The following is a 16,279-nucleotide window of genomic DNA, read 5'->3' on the forward strand; positions in this document are numbered from 1 at the left end:
CCCGCCCCCGCCTCACCCGCCGTGCCGCGCACCGCCGGTCCTCTCCCCGGCGCCCTGCCCGGACGGCTCGCCGAAGCGGGCGAGCGCCACGGACCCCGCCACCGCCGCCGCGCAGCCCGCCAGCGCCGGCCACTCCAGGCCCGGGCGAGGCCGGTCGCCGAGCCACACCACGCCCACCAGGGCGGGGCCGATCGTCTCTCCGAGCACCATGCCCGCCGTCGCCGCCGTGACGGAACCCCGCTGGAACGCCGAGGTGAGGAAGAGGAACCCGGTCGCGCCGCCGACCAGCAGTGCGTACAGCGCCGGCCCGGCCAGCAGTGCGGGCAGGGCGGGCGAGTCGATCAGGCGGACGGCGATCTGGACCGTGCCGAACCCCACTCCGGCTCCCAGACCCAGCAACAGCGCGCGCGGTCCCGCGGGGAGCCTGCCGCCCAGCAGTACGCCGCCGAGGAGGACCACCACGATGGTGGCCAGCAGCACCCAGCCCAGGGCGGCAGGCGCGGACTGGTTGCCCGCAGGACCGGAGGCGAAGCCGATCGCCGTCAGCCCGCAGCAGACGGTCGCCACCGCACCCCACCGGGCCGTGCCCAGCCGGACGCCCAGCAGCCGGACGGAGGCCACCGCGGTGACCGCGAGGCTGGCGGCGAGCGCGGAACTCACCGCGTAGAGCGGCAGGGACCGCAACGCGACGATCTGCAGAAGAAATCCGATTCCGTCGAGCGTGAGACCGACGAGATAGGGCCACCGGCGCAGGGCGCGCGACAGCAGGGCGGGGTCAAGGGCGGAGCCGGTGCCGGGTTCCGCGGCGCGGGCGGCGACGGCCTGGAGGGCGGAGGCCGTTCCGTAGCAGATCGCCGAGGTGAGAGCACAGATCATCCCGAGGAGCACAGGGGCACTGTAGACAACTCACCGATGAAGCCACGGAACGCGCATACCGCTCTTTCTGCTTCTATCTTCATGTCCATGGAGCGTGTCCGGCCGGGTCCGCGGGGAGAGAGTGATCGGGGGAGACTGTCCCGGCGGTGTTACCTGGCGGCGGTCTGGTATCTGCGGGCCGTCGCCTGGGTCAACTTCCTCGCCGCGGTCTGGGTCTCGTTCGGCAACGAGATCCGCCGGCACAACAACGACGAGTTCCTCACGCCCTATCTGCTGACGGCGGGGTTCTTCTCCGGTTCTCTCGCGCTCCTTCTGGCCGTCACCATGCGGCGTCGCAAGCGCGCGGCGTGGATCCTCAATCTCGTGCTCGCCGGCCTCGTCCTGGCCCTGGCCGCACTGGCGATGGGGGTGCCCGTCTACCGGCAGCACGCCCAGAACTGGGTCTCGGTGATCCTCACCGCGCTCTTCGTCGCCGTCCTGCTCGGCGGGCGGCGTGAGTTCCACGCGAAGGGCGACCCGGCCAATCCGAGACTGGCGGTCCTCGTCGCGGCGGGAGGCTTCCTCGCGTGTTCCCTCCTTGCCGCCGCCCTGGTCACGGCATCCAACACGGACCCGGAGGCCGCGCACTCCACCTTCCTGCAGCGCTGGCACTACGGCGCGCTCCGTATGGTCTCCCTCGCCTACGACGACATCCATTTCGGGGGCATCAGCACGCCCACATGGACCAATGTGCTGATCAACATCCTCGGCACGGCGCTTGTCCTGCTCGTCCTGTACGCGGCGTTCCGCTCCCGGCGGCCCGTCGGCGCCATGACGGAGGAGGACGGGCGGGGCCTGCGTGCGTTACTGGAGCGGCACGGGGAACGCGACTCCCTCGGGTACTTCGCGCTGCGGCGTGACAAGAGTGTCATCTGGTCCCCCTCCGGCAAGGCCGCCGTCACCTACCGGGTGGTGAGCGGGGTGTCACTGGCCGCCGGTGACCCGATCGGAGACCCGGAGGCGTGGCCGGGGGCGATCAGCCGCTGGCTCCTGCAGGCCCGGGAACACGGGTGGACCCCGGCCGTGATCGGTGCGAGCGAGGAAGGCGGCACGGTCTACGCCCGGCACGGCCTGAACGCCCTGGAGCTGGGCGACGAAGCGATCGTCGACCTGGGGGACTTCACTCTCGAAGGCCGTGCCATGCGCGGTGTGCGACAGGCCTACCACCGCGTCGGACGTGCGGGTTACGGCGTGCGGGTGCGCCGGCACGAGGACATCCCGCCGCAGGAGATGGCCGAGTTGGTCCGTCTCGCCGACGACTGGCGCGACGGGGAGACGGAACGCGGTTTCTCCATGGCGCTGGGCCGCCTCGGCGATCCGGAGGACGGCCGTTGCGTGATGGTGGTCTGTCACGACGGAGAGCGGCCGCGCGGGCTCCTCAGCTTCGTCCCCTGGGGCCGCACGGGACTGTCCCTCGACCTGATGCGCCGGGACCGCAACTCCGAGAACGGCCTCTTCGAATTCATGGTGCTGGAGCTGATCAGAGACGCGGAGGAGTTCGGTGTCCGTAAGATCTCCCTGAACTTCGCGATGTTCCGCTCTGTCTTCGAGCGCGGCTCCAAGCTCGGTGCGGGTCCGGTGCTGCGCCTGTGGCGCTCTCTGCTGAGCTTCTTCTCCCGCTGGTGGCAGATCGAGTCGCTGTACCGGGCCAACGCCAAGTACCGGCCCATCTGGGAGCCGCGGTATCTGCTCTTCGACACGAGCGCCGACCTGCTGCGCATCACCGTGGCCGCGGCGCGCGCCGAGGGGTTCCTCCAAGCACCGCGGCTGCCGGGACGGCTCGACCGGCAGTACGTGAGACGCACGGGTGCCGGGCGCCGGCCCTTTCCGGGGCGCCCGGACGCCGGTCGGCGCGACTGAGAGCGCGGATGTGTGTCCACCTCCCCGGTGTCAGGCTGGCCCCGTGACCACCGGACACCCCCCGGGGCCGGACGGCCGGGACATCCCTCCGCCGCTGCCTCCTGCCGCGGCCCGGCCGGATGTCGGGCCCCAGCCGTCGGGCCGTGTGCCGGAGGTGCCCGGTTCCCGCGGCCCCGCGCCCGCCTGCCCCCGGGGAACCGCCGGGTGAGACACGCAGCCGCCTTCGCGCGCCGGGAGTGGGGTCCGCTCCGGGCGGCCGTACGAGCCGGGCTCGCCGGCCGGGGATGGCGGGCGATTCCCCTGACGCTCACCGCTCTCCTCCTCATCACCCTCTTCCAGCTGGCACAGCGCCGGGGGGCCCACGACTGGGCCTCCGGCGTCGTCGAGGACATCGGCTTCGTACGGGCGGCCGATCCGTGGTGGCTCGCACTGGCCCGCACCCCCCTGTCGCTGTTCGTGCCGGCCGCCGACCTGCCGGTGTGGGGGGCGCTGGTCCAGGTGCTGGTGGTCTTCGGGATCGCGGAGACCACGCTGGGCCGGCGGCGGACGCTGCTCATCGCCTACGTCTGCACACTGGCCGGTGGCCTGTACGCCCGCCTCGGTATCGCGCTCGGGCCGGGCGGCGTGCTCGGGCTCCCGGCCGCCGACGCCCAGGTCGTCGACACCGGCCCGTCGGGTGCCGTCGTCGGTCTCGCCGTCTATCTCTGCCTGCGCTTTCGGGCCTGGGCCACCGGAACCCTGGTGCTGGCGCTCATGGTCGGCGAGGCGGCCGTCAAGCCCGATCTCGCGGGCAGGGAGCACCTGGTCGCGATCGTGGCGGCGCTGGTGATGTACGCGGTCCTTCCGCCCCGCGGCGTGTAGGGATGCGCCGGGCGGTGTCCCCGGCCGGTGTGCGGCACGCGGCGGTGCCTCCGGTCGGTGGGAGGCGCGGTCGCCGGAACTCGCCGCGGTCATCGCCCGGCCGGGCTCACCAGCGCCAGACGATCTCCGGCCGGTACGGGGAGCAGGCGCTCATGTGCAGGCGGGGCGCGACCCGGGCCATGTCGTCCTGGGTCAGGCAGCGGCCCCCGGCCTCCAGGCGTCCGTGCCGGTCCCGCCGCCACGTCTGTTCCGCCGCGCCGGAGCAGGCGGCGACGCCGACGTGGGGCCCACCGGTGAGGCACCGCGTGGAGCCGGCGGGCCGGACGGTTCCGTCCGCCTCGAACTCCCATCTCCGGCCTGCGGATCCCTCGCACGGGCGGGTACTCACCCGTGCCCCGTCCCGGCCGGAGGACAGACACAGTTCGGTCGCGCCGCGAGCAGATGCTCTTCCGATGTCCGAGACGATCTCTCCGGGCCCCGGGCCGCGACGCCGACGCGGGTACTCCCGGGCGAGCCAGCTCCGGTACGTGTGGACGATCGCGCTCGCGGGTGGGCAGCGCAGCGGTGTACAGCGCGCCGTCTCCGCGTAGGCGACCAGCCCGGTGCCCTTGGCCGCCCGCTGCCCGGCGTCGAGATTGGCCGGCAGCAGGGAGATCCCGTAGCCCACGTACGGGATGACCGGTGGCCTGATGCGAGACGCGTAGGCGGCCCTGCGGAAGTACCGCGCGGAGATGCCGTGATCGCTGTGGTCCGCGCCCGTCACCCGCGGACCGCCGAACGTCACGTAGTCGTGGTCGAGCGTGAGTACGTCGTCCGCCCGCCACTGCTCCATGACCGCCACCAGTGCGGCGACCAGACGGCCCTCGTCGTACGTGCGGGGGGAGTCCAGGGCACGGATGCCGGTGATCTCGCCCCGGAACAGGCGCAGAAGGCTCTGATGCCCGTCGGGTGCGCCGCCGCCCCGCGGGAACCCGTCCGGCAGCCGGAAGAAGGTCAGGCGGACCTCCCCGCCGCCGGTGCGCAGACGCACGGAGGGGATCCGTTCCGATCCCACCCGCAGAGGGTCGGGCGTCCAGCGCCCCGTGGCCCGGGCGAGCCGTGCGTACGCCTGCTGTGCCCCCGCCTCGCGGCGGGCGGCGTAACTGCCGGCGCCGACCGGGTGTCCTTCGTTGCCGGCCGTCAGGTAGACCACCTGCACCGGACACCTCCGCTCCACGAGCCGCGCGACCCTGGGGCTGGTGAAGAGAAGGTCATCGTCCTCGTGGGCGACTCCGACCAGGGTCCTGCGGCAGCCGGTGTGCCCGGCCTCGACGGCGAGTCCCGGCGAATCCGGCCCTCCCGCCCTGGACGCCGTACCGCCGGAGGCCGGTGACGTGTCGGCCACCGGCGCGAAGACCAGCGCCCCGCACAGGGCCCCGCTCAGGGCGATGAGAGCCGCACGCGACCATCGGCGCCCCCGACGCGCCACGCGGGACCCAGCCGTGTCCATCGCCACCCCGTCACACCCCTCGCCGTCCGTCCTCGGGCCGGCCGGGCTCCGGTTCTCCGTGACGCCGGTCCGGCCCGGTCCGACGCGTATGTGCCCTGGGCGGGCTCCCCCCATGTGCGCCGGGCCGTCCGATACGGCCGAACGGGTCACCGGCGGACGCGGGGTCACGCGTGCGCGGCCCCTTGGCCGGGAGCGACGGACCGCGTCGGCGCGCGTCCGAAACCGGCCCTGCCGAGAACACCCCGGAGCGGCGATGATGATCAGCATGTCGGAAGCTCTCGAGATCCTCGCCCTGGTGTGCACGGGGCTGTACGCCGGATACATGCTCGCCTTCCTGTCGGGCGTCATGCCCGCCCTGAAGAAGGTGGACGACCCCACGTTCACCCTGGTCATGCGGACGGTGAACCGTACGGTCCCCGGTCCGCTCTTTCTTCTGCTGTTCCTCGGCTCGCTGGCCTTCCCCGCCGTCTCCTTCTTCGTGGCACCGGACGCGCGGGACGGCGCCGGCACGGCTCTCGTGGGAGCCGCGGCCGTCTGCGCGCTGGTGGGGCACCTGATCACCTCGGGCGGCAACGTCCCCCTCAACAACGCGCTGGAGGCCTCACGGGGCGGGAGTGACGCGCGAGGAGCGCGGGCGGCGTTCGAGGGGCGGTGGAACGTCCTGCACGTGGCCCGGACCCTGTTCGCCGTCGCCGCCTTCGTCCTGGTGGCCGCGGCCCTCGCCCGGTGAGCCGCCCGGGGCGGGTGGACGCGTCGGCGGGAGTGAAGCCCGTACCTACGTCTCGCACCGCGATTCGAGACGATCGCGTATGAAACTGAGTCAGTGAGCTATTCACCGTCTGTGTTGCGGAGACTTTAATGAATCTATGAGCACTCACGTAGAGAACACAGCACCCATCCTCGTCATCGGCGGCACCGGCAAGACCGGACGGCGCGTCGTCGAGAACCTGCGGGGGCTCGGCCGCCCGGTGCGGGTCGGTTCGCGCACCGGCGAGCCGCCCTTCGTCTGGGAGGACGAGAGCACCTGGGGGGCCGCCCTCGACGGAGCCTCGGCCGCGTACGTCACCTACTACCCGGATCTCGCGTTCCCCGGGGCCAAGGAGGCGGTCGAGCGGTTCGCCGCCTTCGCCGTCGCGCGGGGTGTCCGCCGCCTGGTGCTGCTCTCCGGCCGGGGCGAGGAGGGCGCGGTCGCGAGCGAGGACGCCCTCAAGGCGTCCGGCTGCGACTGGACCGTCGTCCGGGCCAACTGGTTCAACCAGAACTTCAGCGAGAGCTTCTTCCTCGACCCCGTCCGCGCAGGTGAACTGGCGCTGCCCACCGGCGACGGCGTCGAGCCGTTCGTGGACGCCGACGACATCGCCGACGTGGTGGTCGCCGCCCTCACCGACGACCGGCACATCGGCAGGACGTACGAGCTGTCCGGGCCGCGGCTGCTGAGCTTCGACGACGTGGCCCGCGAACTGTCGGCGGCGACCGGCCGGACCATCACCTACATCCCCGTCAGCATCGACGACTACCGGGCGGCGCTGCGGGAGCTGGGTGAGCCGGAGGAGTTCGCGGACCTCTTCACCCTGATCGTCGACGGCCGCAACGCCAGCGTCGTGCACGGCGTCCGGGAAGCGCTCGGCCGGGAGCCCAAGGACTTCTCGGACTTCGCCAAGGAAGCCGCCGCCACCGGCGTCTGGGACGCCTGACCACCGGCGTCCGGCAGAGGTGGTCCGCCGGACCGGGCGCCGGCCCGGCGGACCACCGCACCGACCCGTGTACACCACAGACAGACCTAGCGAGGCGTCCCTGCTGCGGTACCGCCGGGGCAGCCCAGAGAAGAGAGGCACGCGATGGACGGGCTGGTGTGGGGAGGCAGGGGTGTGGAGGCGTTGCCCCGCCACCTTCGCGGATTCGCGCAGACGCACCTCGCGCTGCGACGTGACTCCCGCCGACTGGTGGTCGCGGCACCGCTTCTGACCTCCTCCGGCCTTCCTCAGGTCGCGCAGTGGTGGGGGCAGTTCAGGGCCATCGTCGACTGGCACCACCGCACGGAGGACGACATCCTGTGGCCGGGCCTGATCGAGCACGCGCCGGAGATCGCCGTCGGGTCCCACCGGATGGTGCAGGACCATGTGGCGCTCGACGACTCCATGCTCCGGGTGACCCGCGCACTGGAGGAGGGGCCCGCCGAGCTGGTCGGGGCGGCCGTCGACACCTTCGACACCGTCCTCCACCGGCACCTGCGTGAGGAGGAGGAGCTGACCTTCCCCGTCTTCGCACGCGTACCGGCCGACGTCTTCGCGGCCCTGGAGCGACGTGTCCTCGCGGCGGCGCCCTTTCGCGTCAAGCGCGTCCTGCCGCCGTGGCTGCTGGACGGCCTTCCGGTGCCGCCCGGCCTGATGCCCGGCCCGGTGCGGCTGATGGGACGCACCCTGCTGGGGGGCGCCTATCGCCGCTCGCTGGCCGGAATCCTGGAACCCAGGTGACGGCCCGCCGGGCCGGGCCGCCGCTCGGCCGGCGGCCCGGCCCGGCGATGCCGAGTACCCGCCCCACCGAACCGACCGGAGGAACACCATGAGCCCCGACACCGTCCTCCCGGCGGGCAACCGGCCGGATCCGGTGCTCGTCGCGGCCACCCTCGGCACCGGTCTGATGGCCGGTCTGTACCTCGCCTTCGACGTCGGCGTGATGCCCGTCCTCGCCCGCCGGGACGACGCGGGGTTCGTCGCCGTGATGAGCCGGGCCAACGACGCCCTGGACGACGACGCCTCCTTCGGGACGCTCTTCCTCGGGGTGTTCGTGGCCGCCGGTGTCGCCGCCCGCAGGCTCGGCCGCGCCGGGCGGAGCCATGCCGCGCGGCGGGCCCGCGCGGCGGCGGCGCTCTACGGCCTCGGCGTCCTGGTCACGGTCTGCGTCAGCCTGCCCCTGAACCGCCGGCTGCGTGACGCGCCCGGCGGGTCGCCGGCGGCGCTGGCCTCCGCCAGGAAGGCGTACGAGAAGCCCTGGCGGCTGGCCAACGCGGTCCGTACAGTTGCCTGCCTGAGTGCGTTCGCCCTGCTCGGCGACGCGGCCAGGCGGCGGACGACCGCCCCGGTGGGATGACCGGGAGCGGCGACGGGGCACGGGGGCGGAAGACGTTGACAGACCGTGGTACGGCGATGAGCGCCGGGCCGGAGACTCCCGCGGGTGTCTGCCGGCCGGCTTCGCACTTCCTTCCGGCAGCCGAGCCGCCCGGCGGCGCGCTCCGCCGGGCGGGAGGGGCGCGGCCGGTGCGGGGACGGCCCTGGGGACCAGGATCGCGGGACGGTGCGAGGTGACGGTTGTGGATGCCCTGAGCGGCCTGCTGGGAAGCCCCAAGGCGCGGGGCGCCTTCCTCCTGAAGTCGGTGTTCAACCCTCCGTGGGGGCTGCGGGTCGAGGACCGCGCGCCCCTGTCGCTCGTCACCCTGCTGCACGGTTCGGCGTGGGTGCTCCGCGAGGGCGCCGCGCCGGTGAAACTGGCGGCGGGCGACGTCGCGGTCGTGCGCGGCCCCGAGCCGTACACGCTCGTCGACGATCCCGCGACGCCCCCCGGTATCACCGTGGCCCCCGAGCAGCGCTGCAACACAGCGGACGGCGAGGACGTCACCGAGACGATGTCGCTGGGGGTCCGGACCTGGGGCGAGCCGCACCGCACGGGATCGACCGTGATGCTGAGCGGTACCTACCAGGCGCCCAACGAGGTCGGGCGCAGGCTGCTGGCCAGTCTGCCGGCGCTGCTGGTCCAGCCCGCCTCGGCCGCGCGGACCCCGCTGATCGGCATGCTGGCCGCCGAGATGGAGGAGGAGGACATCGGCCAGGAGGTGTTCCTCGACCGGCTGCTCGACCTGCTGCTCATCAACGTGGTGCGCTCCTGGCTCATGGAGCCGGGCACCGGCGCGCCGCTCTGGTTCCGCGCGCAGAGCGACCCCGTGGTGGGCCGGGCGCTGGGGCTGATGCACGAACGGCCCAGCGAGCCGTGGACGGTCGCGTCGCTCGCCTCGTCCGTCGGGGTCTCCCGGGCGAAGCTGGCCCGGCACTTCACCGAACTCGTCGGTGAGCCGCCGATGTCCTACCTCACCGGGTGGCGGCTGACGCTCGCCTCCGACCTGCTGCGCGACCCCGACCTGTCGGTCGCCAACATCGCGGACCAGGTGGGGTATTCGGGTCCGTTCGCGCTGAGCGCCGCGTTCAAGCGCGAACGGGGTGTCAGCCCCCAGGAGTACCGGCGCGGCCGGCGGCCCGCGGAGGAGACCCTGGCCACGGGCTCCGACGGGCGGACGGTGGTCCTCAGACGCTGAGGCGCGTCGTCCACCAGGGCCCCGGCCCCGGGACACCGGCCGGTGCCCCCGGGCGTGGAACGCCGGCCGGTACGGCCACGGCGGTGAGGAGCAGGCCGTCCTCCGCGCACCAGCGGCCGGAGTACCGGGCCGCGACCCCGCCGCTTCCCGGCGCCCCGGTGACCGTGGGCGCCGGGAAGCCGTCCGCCCGCCGGTGCCGCACCCCGGGCGGCGGGGTACGGTCCGGGCTGACCGCAGCCGTCAGCAGACCCCCGGCCGTGAACGCGACCTCGACGGCGCGGGTGCCGATCCAGCGGCGGGTGGCCGGGTGCCAGGCCTTGTAGACGGCCTCCTTCGCGCTGAACAGCAGCCGGTCCCAGGGGATGCCGGGACGCTCCGCGGCGAGCCGGGCCACCATCCGGCGCTCGCGTCCGGAGGCCACGAGGCCGAGGACACCGGGCGGCAGGGGAAGGGCCGGTTCGGCGTCCAGGCCCAGGGCGGCCCACACCTCGGCGCGCGCCGCCACCGCCCCCCGGTACCCCGCGCAGTGGGTGACGCTGCCGACGACCCCCGCCGGCCAGGCCGGGCCGCCCTCCGCAGTGCGCAGCAGCGGGCCGGGCGGGGCGCCGAGCGCGTCCAGACAGCGGTGGGCGCAGGCGCGCGCGGCGGCGAACTGACGGACGACCCGTTCCGGCCGCCCCCGCAGGAGCGCGAGTTCCCTGGGGTCGGGGAGGCGGGGCAGTACGTCGTCGAACGCCTCGGCCCGGGCGACCCCCTCGGGTACCAGCCGTTCGATCACCGTGCGCCCGTCCGCTCGGCGCGTGACCTCCGGGCCCGGACGCCGGACGGCGTCCCGTGCCGGGCGGCCCCTGCGGTCCCCGGCCCCCCGGCTCGCGGGAGGCGCCCGGTGCGCTTCGGTACGGGCCGATGTCCGGTGCGCGCGGTGGCGTCCGGACGGGGCCGCGCCCTGGTCACCGGGTGCCCGCCTCCCTCGCGCCCTCGGCGTCGACGCCGTGCTGACCCGTGCGGACGGAGGTCCGGGTGACGGCGTCGGCCACCGCGTCGGGACTCTCGAGCGGCAGGACGTGCCCGGCCCCGGGGAGCGACGTGAACTCGGCGTCCGGCAGAACGGACGCCAACTCCCGTCCCAGCTCGGGCCGGACGATCCGGTCCGCGTCGCCCGCGAGGATGGCGGCGGGCAGCCGTACACCGGCGAGTGTGGCCCGCAGGTCCATTCCCCGGGAGGAGCGGAAGCACGCCGCCCGCACCGCCGGCGCGGTCTCCGCGAACACCTGCCGGTTGACCTCGCGGAGCCGGGGAGACAGCGCCTTACCCGTCATCTGCCCCAGCAGGGCCCGCCCGAGGGCGGGCCGGCGCAGGGCCCACGAGAACAGCGGCGCCTCCATCATCCGGGCCTCCTTCTCCGGCGTGTCCTGGTCGTACGCGGCCGAGGCCACCAGGACGAGGCCCACCGGGCGGGTCCCGGGCCCGGGGGCTGCCGAGAGGGCGAGCGCCGCGAATCCGCCGCCGGAGTGCCCGACCAGGAGCGGTGCGCCCCCCGCATACCGGACGACCGCCTCGAGGTCGGTGCGCATCGCCTCGGCGGTCACTCCCGAGGAGCCCACGGTGGAGGCGCCGTGCCCGCGCAGGTCGTGGACGAGGACCGGGAAGCCGCGCCGCAACAGCCGGTCGGTCACCTGACTCCAGATCCGGCGGCTCCCGCCCCAGCCGTGGGTGAGTACCACCACGGGCCGGTCCTCGGTGCTCCGCTCCAGCGGCTCCAGGACGGAGACCGCCAGCCGGGCCCCGTCCCGCGTGTGCAGGAACGTCTCACCGGGAGGCGGGGCGGGAGCGGGCCCGGTCACCGGGCCCGTCCGGGGGCCGGGGCGGCCGGAGCCGACGGGGAGACCTCCCGGGCCAGCAGACGGCTGAGCCGGGCGAAGGCCGCGCGGGTGGCGCGGGTGTGCTGCGCGCCGATGTCCACGAGCCCGGCCAGCACGGCGAGCCCGCCCTGGGGCCGGGCCCGGAAGACCATGACGAGCCGGCTGCCGCCGTCGTCGAGCGGGGCGAGGGTGAACTCCGCGGTGCCGCGGAAGGCCCCCTCCACGTACTCCAGGGCGAGGCGTCGGCCCGGGTCCACGGCCGTCGTGCGCGCGGTGAACCGGATCTTCTTGCCGCCCTTGTCCACGCCCTTGGTGTGGACGGTGATCCGGGTCGAGGCGCCCACCCGGTCCGGGGCGCCGTCCACCGGCTCGAACGTGTTGTCCGGCACCCACCACTCGGCTCCGCCGGACAGCTCGCGTACCAGCGCCTCCCAGACCGCGTCCGGGCCGGCGGCGAGCAACACCTCGTCAACGAGGTCGTAGTTCTTCAACTGCTCTTCCTCCTCACGGGTTCAACGGGGACGGGCCGCTCCCGCGGGAGCGGCCCCGGGGCCGTGCTCGGTCAGCCGAAGAAGCCCTGACCGGGGGTGAGGACGTTGCCGGGGTCGAAGCGCTGCTTGGCATCGCACAGCACCGGGTAGGCGGTGCCGAAGTGGCGGCGCCAGTCCGCGGTGGTCATGTCCGGCACCGCGCCCACGAGGTAGCGCTTGGCCCCCATCGCCACCGCCCGGTCGTACAGCCACCGGTTCTGCTGCACCATGGCGTCGATGCCGGCGGCGGCGGTGCCCGGGTTCGGGAAGCGGAGCAGGTCGAAGAGGTAGCCCACCCGGTCGTTCGGCTGGACGGCCATCGGGGCGGTGATGTTGCCGGTGAGGTACGGGTAGCTGAGGAGCACGCCCCCGCCCAGGCTGTCCTGGGTCAACTGGCTCTCCACCAGCCTCAGGAAGCTCGCGGCGGAGGAGCGCGGCAGGAACAGGCTCAGCCACGGCTTGGGCTGGTCCCAGTGCCCGGCGTCCTTCAGGTAGGCCTCGAAGCCGTCGAGGCGGAACAGGTACTCACGCAGCGTGTAGTCCTCGGTGTGCGCTTCGGCGCGCAGGTCGTTCAGGCCCGACAGGAGCCGCGCGTGGTCGGGGGCCCGTCCGCCCGAGTAGGTGGCGACCGCCTCGATCTTGTAGCGCCAGCCGGAGTCGTCCGGGCGCCGGACCATCTCGCCGCCCTGCATCTGGAAGCGGTGGTCCGCCAGCAGGGTCTCCGAGTCCCGCATGAAGGAGGCGACGTCGGCGTAGAACAGGCTGAATACGGTGGCGCGTTCGGCGGCCGGCACCGTCCGCAGTGTCACCCGCACGATGACGCCGACCTGCCCGCCGCCCGCCAGGGCGGTGCGGAAGAGCTCGGGACGCCGGGTCCGCGACGTGGTGACGACCTCGCCCGTGCCGGTCACCACGACCATCGACGTGACGGTGTCGGCGATCAGGCCCTCGGTGCCCATGGTCAGGCCGATGCCGCCGACGCTCAGGGTGCCGCCGACGGAGAGCGGCAGGTAGTCGGGCAGCGCGGGCAGCGTACGGCCCCGGGACAGAAGGTGGTCGACGATCTCCGCCCAGGTCGCGCCGGCCTCGACGGTGACGGAGTCGGAGCCCGTGGACAGGATGCGCGCCATGCCCCGGGCGTTCACCGCGATGCCTCCGGTGACGGCGGCCTGGCCGTAGCAGGAGTGGGACTCCAGGTCCCCGCCGGTGCCGCTGCGGCCGTTGACGGCGATCTTCAGCCCGTTGGCACGGGCGTAGCAGATCATCTTGCCGATGTCCTGGACCGACCCAGGGGTGAGCACCGCCCGGGGAACCGTTCCGGTGACCAGGCGGCCGAAGTCGTGGGCGTACGAGCCGAACTGGGAGGTGTCGGTGGTGAGGGTGCCGTCGAGGGCCGGTACGGACACGACGCGGTCACCGGGACGGCTGGAGGCGTCGGCGGCCGAGGCCCAGCTTCCGGTGGTGGCGTTCCAGCCGATCACCGTGGCGGCGGCGCCCACCGTGCCGAGGACCGCTCTTCTGGAGGGGGAGTGCAGGTTCATCGGGAAGTACTCCGTGTCTCGTCGGTCGCGGGTACGCGGTGGTCAGGAAGCGGCAGGCACCGAGGCGCGAAGGTCCTCGCTGGTGGTCAGCAGGTGCTCGGCGGGATCGAAGCGGCTGGTGGCCCGCCGGAAGCGCCACGTGTACGTCGGCCAGATGGACGGGTTGCGGCCGTGCTCGTCGAGGTACCAGCTGCGGCAGTTGCCCGCGTTCCACACGGTGCCTTCCAGCCGCTCGGCGAGCCGCTCGTTGTAGGCCCGCTGGGCCTGGGGCAGTACCTCCACGCCGGCCAGCCCGCGCTCGTCCATCGTCTTCAGGGCGTCGAGGAGGTAGGCGATCTGCGCCTCGATCATGATCACCTGCGAGGAGTGGCCGAGCGTGGTGTTGGGACCGAGCAGCATGAAGAGGTTGGGGAAGCCGGAGACGCCGGTCCCGCGCAGGGCGCTCATGCCCTCGCTCCACGTGTCCTTGAGGCTGACCCCGTCCCGCCCGAACAGCCGCTCCGCGACCGGCCGCCGGACGGCCTCGAAGCCCGTCCCGAGGATGATCGTGTCCACCGGGCGCTCCCGGCCGTCGGCCGTGACCACCGCGTCGGCCGTGACCTTGGCGATGCCGTCGGTGACCAGCTCCACGTTGGGCTGCTGGATCGCCGGGTAGTACGTGTCGGAGAAGAGCAGGCGCTTGCAGGCCATCACGTAGTCGGGCGTGAGCGCCGTGCGCAGCCGTTCGTCCGGCACGCTCTTGCGGAGGTGGTCGGAGGCCATCTTCTGCATCTTCGCGGCGACGGCGGGGCGCGCCATCACGAAGGCGAGGATCTCCCGGCCCCACATGTTGAAGTTCCGCCGGAAACGCTGGTATCCGGGTACGGAGGTCAGCAGCCTGGTCTGCAGGGCGCTGGTGGCCTTGTCCTTCTTCGGCCCGATCCAGGGCGGGGTGCGCTGGTAGAGGTCGAGGTGGCCGACCTTCGGCTGGATGGCCGGGACGAACTGGATGGCCGAGGCGCCGGTGCCGATCACGGCCGTCCGCCGGCCGGTCAGGTCGAGGTCGTGACGCCAGCGGGCCGAGTGGAAGACCTCCCCCTGGAAGTCGGCGAGACCCGGGATGTCGGGAATGGCCGGCTCGCTGAGGTACCCGGTGCCCGTGACGAGCACCCGGGCGGTGTAGTCGCCGCCCGTGGTCGAGATCCGCCACCGCTTGTACAGGTCGTCCCACCGCGCCTCGGTGAGCTCGTGCCGGAAGCGGATGCGGGAGCGCACGCCGAACTGGTCGGCGCAGTCGCGCAGGTAGTCGAAGAGCTCCTGCTGCTTGCCGAAGGTGCTCTTCCAGCGGGGGTTCGGCGCGAAGGAGAAGGAGTACAGGTGCGACATGACGTCGCACGCGCAGCCCGGGTAGGTGTTGTCCCGCCAGGTGCCACCGACCTCGTCGGCCCGCTCGAAGACGAGGAAGTCGTCGATGCCCCGCTGCATGAGCCGGATCGCGGTCCCCAGCCCCGAGAAGCCGCTGCCGATCACCGCCACCCGCAGGTCGCGCGCGGGGTCCGGAGGTGCCTGAGTCATGCCCGTCACCCCTTGCGGGCCAGCGTGAGCCGGAAGTTGTTGAAGAAGCGGTCCTCCAGGGTGTACGCGAAGATGTCCAGGTAGCGCTCGAAGCGGGCCACCACCTCCTCGCTCTCCAGGGCGACCGCCTCCGCGCGCCGCTCGGCGAGCCGGGCCAGCCAGGCGCGGCAGGCCTGGGCGAACGCCTCGCGCTCGTTGACCAGTTCCACGACCTCGAACAGCCCCTCGGCGGCGGCCGCCAGCTCGTGCAGGTGCGGGATGTGCATCCCGGCGAACTCGGAACGCTGGAGGAACTTCAGGTCCGCCAGGATCCTCCGGCCGATCGGCTGGGCCTCGGCGGTCATCGTGTGCAGCACGAACCGGCCGTCGGGCACGAGCGCCTCGTGCACCTGCTGGAAGAAGAAGCGGTAGCGCTTGGTCCGCTCCTTCGGGGGGAGGCTGGAGGGGACGAAGTGCTCCAGGGCGTTGACGCAGAACGCGGCGTCGTACGCGCCCGGGGCGCGGTGCTCCGACCAGCTCTCGACCCGGGTGGTCACGGCCGGGTTGCCGAGGCCCGCGACGTACGCGGCCTGGGTACGGCTCAGGGTCAGGCCGACCGCTTCCCGTACGCCGTGCTCGGTCGTCAGGCGGTCGACGAGGGTGCCCCAGCCGCATCCGATGTCCAGTACGCGATCCTTCCCGGCCGCGTGGGCCAGGCCGGCGAACACGTCGAGCTTTCGTACCTGCGCGACGTCCAGGGCCTCGACCAGGCCCTCGCCACGCTCCCAGTAGCCCCCGCTGTACATCATGCTGGGCCCCAGCAGCAGGCGGTAGAACTCGTTTCCCACCTCGTAGTGGTGGCGGACTGCGTCCACCTCCGGCTCCGCGGTGTGGGAGGCAATCGTCGCCATCCTCGCCCTCTCCTCGCAGCTTCGGCCGCCGGGTGCCCTCGGGCCGCCCGGCTGTCCGGCCGTCTGAACCGTGCTGGGGAGTGAGCCAACCGGATCGGCGCAATCCGACCGCAACAGCAGCGTGTGACCGCCTTGTTGCGGCGGGATTGCGAGGAACGGCTTCCATGCGGACAGAGGACCGTCCGTCGCGTTCAGAGAGGAACAATCATGGCACTGCCGACCGTCGAGGAACTCGCGCAGCAGCTCGCCGCCGTCTCGGGGGCCACCGAGGTGACCCCCGACGCGCCGATCCAGCACATCGCGGATGTGGACTCGCTGGACCTGATGGAGTGGCTGTACAACTTCCAGAACCAGCACCCCGACATCCCCGCCGACGAGTCCCTGTTCGCGGACCTGGACGACACCACGACCATGCGTGACGTGCACACCAGGCTGCTGGACCTGACCCCTCAGCCGGCCGAGCGCTGAGGG

At 73.2% G+C, this 16,279-nt stretch carries 16 protein-coding genes; 8 read left to right on the forward strand and 8 right to left on the reverse strand.

The window, feature by feature from the left end:
* Window positions 1-12: 12 nt before the first annotated feature.
* Window positions 13-888: a hypothetical protein gene (locus ACH4VO_RS01720; RefSeq protein WP_360983662.1), complete on the reverse strand. Its 876-nt coding sequence runs from the start codon at window positions 886-888 to the stop codon at window positions 13-15.
* A 75-nt stretch (window positions 889-963) separates the two neighbouring features.
* On the opposite strand from ACH4VO_RS01720, the gene ACH4VO_RS01725 reads away from it, so the two are divergent.
* Together ACH4VO_RS01725 and ACH4VO_RS01730 are read left to right on the forward strand one after the other, a co-directional pair.
* On the forward strand, window positions 964-2,775 hold the full coding sequence (locus tag ACH4VO_RS01725; protein ID WP_360983665.1) for a phosphatidylglycerol lysyltransferase domain-containing protein: 1,812 nt from the start codon (window positions 964-966) through the stop codon (window positions 2,773-2,775).
* Window positions 2,776-2,979: 204 nt separating this feature from the next.
* Complete coding sequence (locus ACH4VO_RS01730) at window positions 2,980-3,636, forward strand: hypothetical protein (protein ID WP_360983668.1); 657 nt, start codon at window positions 2,980-2,982, stop codon at window positions 3,634-3,636.
* A 106-nt stretch (window positions 3,637-3,742) separates the two neighbouring features.
* Here the strand turns inward: ACH4VO_RS01730 and ACH4VO_RS01735 are convergent, their stop codons facing one another.
* Entirely contained in the window at window positions 3,743-5,125 is a 1,383-nt protein-coding gene (locus tag ACH4VO_RS01735; protein ID WP_360983672.1) for a ricin-type beta-trefoil lectin domain protein, read from the reverse strand.
* Window positions 5,126-5,390: 265 nt separating this feature from the next.
* Between ACH4VO_RS01735 and ACH4VO_RS01740 the strand changes: the two genes are divergently transcribed.
* From ACH4VO_RS01740 to ACH4VO_RS01760, 5 genes are all read left to right on the forward strand, one after another.
* Window positions 5,391-5,855, forward strand: a complete 465-nt coding sequence (locus ACH4VO_RS01740; protein WP_360983675.1) for a DUF1772 domain-containing protein — start codon at window positions 5,391-5,393, stop codon at window positions 5,853-5,855.
* Window positions 5,856-5,991: 136 nt separating this feature from the next.
* The gene (locus ACH4VO_RS01745) at window positions 5,992-6,819 is read left to right on the forward strand and encodes an NmrA family NAD(P)-binding protein (RefSeq protein ID WP_360983678.1); all 828 of its coding nucleotides are present in this window, start codon (window positions 5,992-5,994) and stop codon (window positions 6,817-6,819) included.
* Window positions 6,820-6,963: 144 nt separating this feature from the next.
* Entirely contained in the window at window positions 6,964-7,599 is a 636-nt protein-coding gene (locus ACH4VO_RS01750) for a hemerythrin domain-containing protein (RefSeq protein ID WP_360983681.1), read from the forward strand.
* Between the two features lie 88 nt (window positions 7,600-7,687).
* Complete coding sequence (locus ACH4VO_RS01755; protein ID WP_360983684.1) at window positions 7,688-8,215, forward strand: anthrone oxygenase family protein; 528 nt, start codon at window positions 7,688-7,690, stop codon at window positions 8,213-8,215.
* 220 nt (window positions 8,216-8,435) lie between these two features.
* A complete protein-coding gene (locus ACH4VO_RS01760; protein ID WP_360983686.1) occupies window positions 8,436-9,431 on the forward strand; it encodes an AraC family transcriptional regulator in 996 nt (331 codons plus the stop codon).
* Here ACH4VO_RS01760 and ACH4VO_RS01765 read toward each other — a convergent pair.
* The 6 genes from ACH4VO_RS01765 to ACH4VO_RS01790 form a co-directional block, all read right to left on the reverse strand.
* Window positions 9,421-10,209, reverse strand: a complete 789-nt coding sequence (locus ACH4VO_RS01765) for a 4'-phosphopantetheinyl transferase superfamily protein (protein ID WP_360983689.1) — start codon at window positions 10,207-10,209, stop codon at window positions 9,421-9,423. The genes ACH4VO_RS01760 and ACH4VO_RS01765 overlap by 11 nt on opposite strands.
* A 172-nt stretch (window positions 10,210-10,381) precedes the next feature.
* Window positions 10,382-11,275 carry an alpha/beta hydrolase gene (locus ACH4VO_RS01770; protein ID WP_360983692.1) on the reverse strand — a complete coding sequence of 298 codons (894 nt, stop codon included), beginning with the start codon at window positions 11,273-11,275 and terminating at the stop codon, window positions 10,382-10,384.
* A complete protein-coding gene (locus ACH4VO_RS01775; protein WP_360983695.1) occupies window positions 11,272-11,784 on the reverse strand; it encodes an SRPBCC family protein in 513 nt (170 codons plus the stop codon). Before ACH4VO_RS01775 ends, ACH4VO_RS01770 begins: the two co-directional genes overlap by 4 nt.
* A 71-nt stretch (window positions 11,785-11,855) precedes the next feature.
* Complete coding sequence (locus ACH4VO_RS01780; protein WP_360983698.1) at window positions 11,856-13,364, reverse strand: FAD-binding protein; 1,509 nt, start codon at window positions 13,362-13,364, stop codon at window positions 11,856-11,858.
* 42 nt (window positions 13,365-13,406) lie between these two features.
* Window positions 13,407-14,918, reverse strand: coding sequence for an NAD(P)/FAD-dependent oxidoreductase (locus ACH4VO_RS01785; RefSeq protein ID WP_360983701.1), 1,512 nt, complete (start codon window positions 14,916-14,918; stop codon window positions 13,407-13,409).
* Window positions 14,919-14,923: 5 nt separating this feature from the next.
* Entirely contained in the window at window positions 14,924-15,808 is an 885-nt protein-coding gene (locus ACH4VO_RS01790) for a class I SAM-dependent methyltransferase (RefSeq protein ID WP_360983704.1), read from the reverse strand.
* A 207-nt stretch (window positions 15,809-16,015) separates the two neighbouring features.
* On the opposite strand from ACH4VO_RS01790, the gene ACH4VO_RS01795 reads away from it, so the two are divergent.
* Entirely contained in the window at window positions 16,016-16,276 is a 261-nt protein-coding gene (locus tag ACH4VO_RS01795; RefSeq protein WP_360983708.1) for a hypothetical protein, read from the forward strand.
* Window positions 16,277-16,279 lie beyond the last annotated feature (3 nt).

The organism is Streptomyces sp. NPDC020780 (assembly GCF_044334475.1).
Classification (GTDB): domain Bacteria; phylum Actinomycetota; class Actinomycetes; order Streptomycetales; family Streptomycetaceae; genus Streptomyces.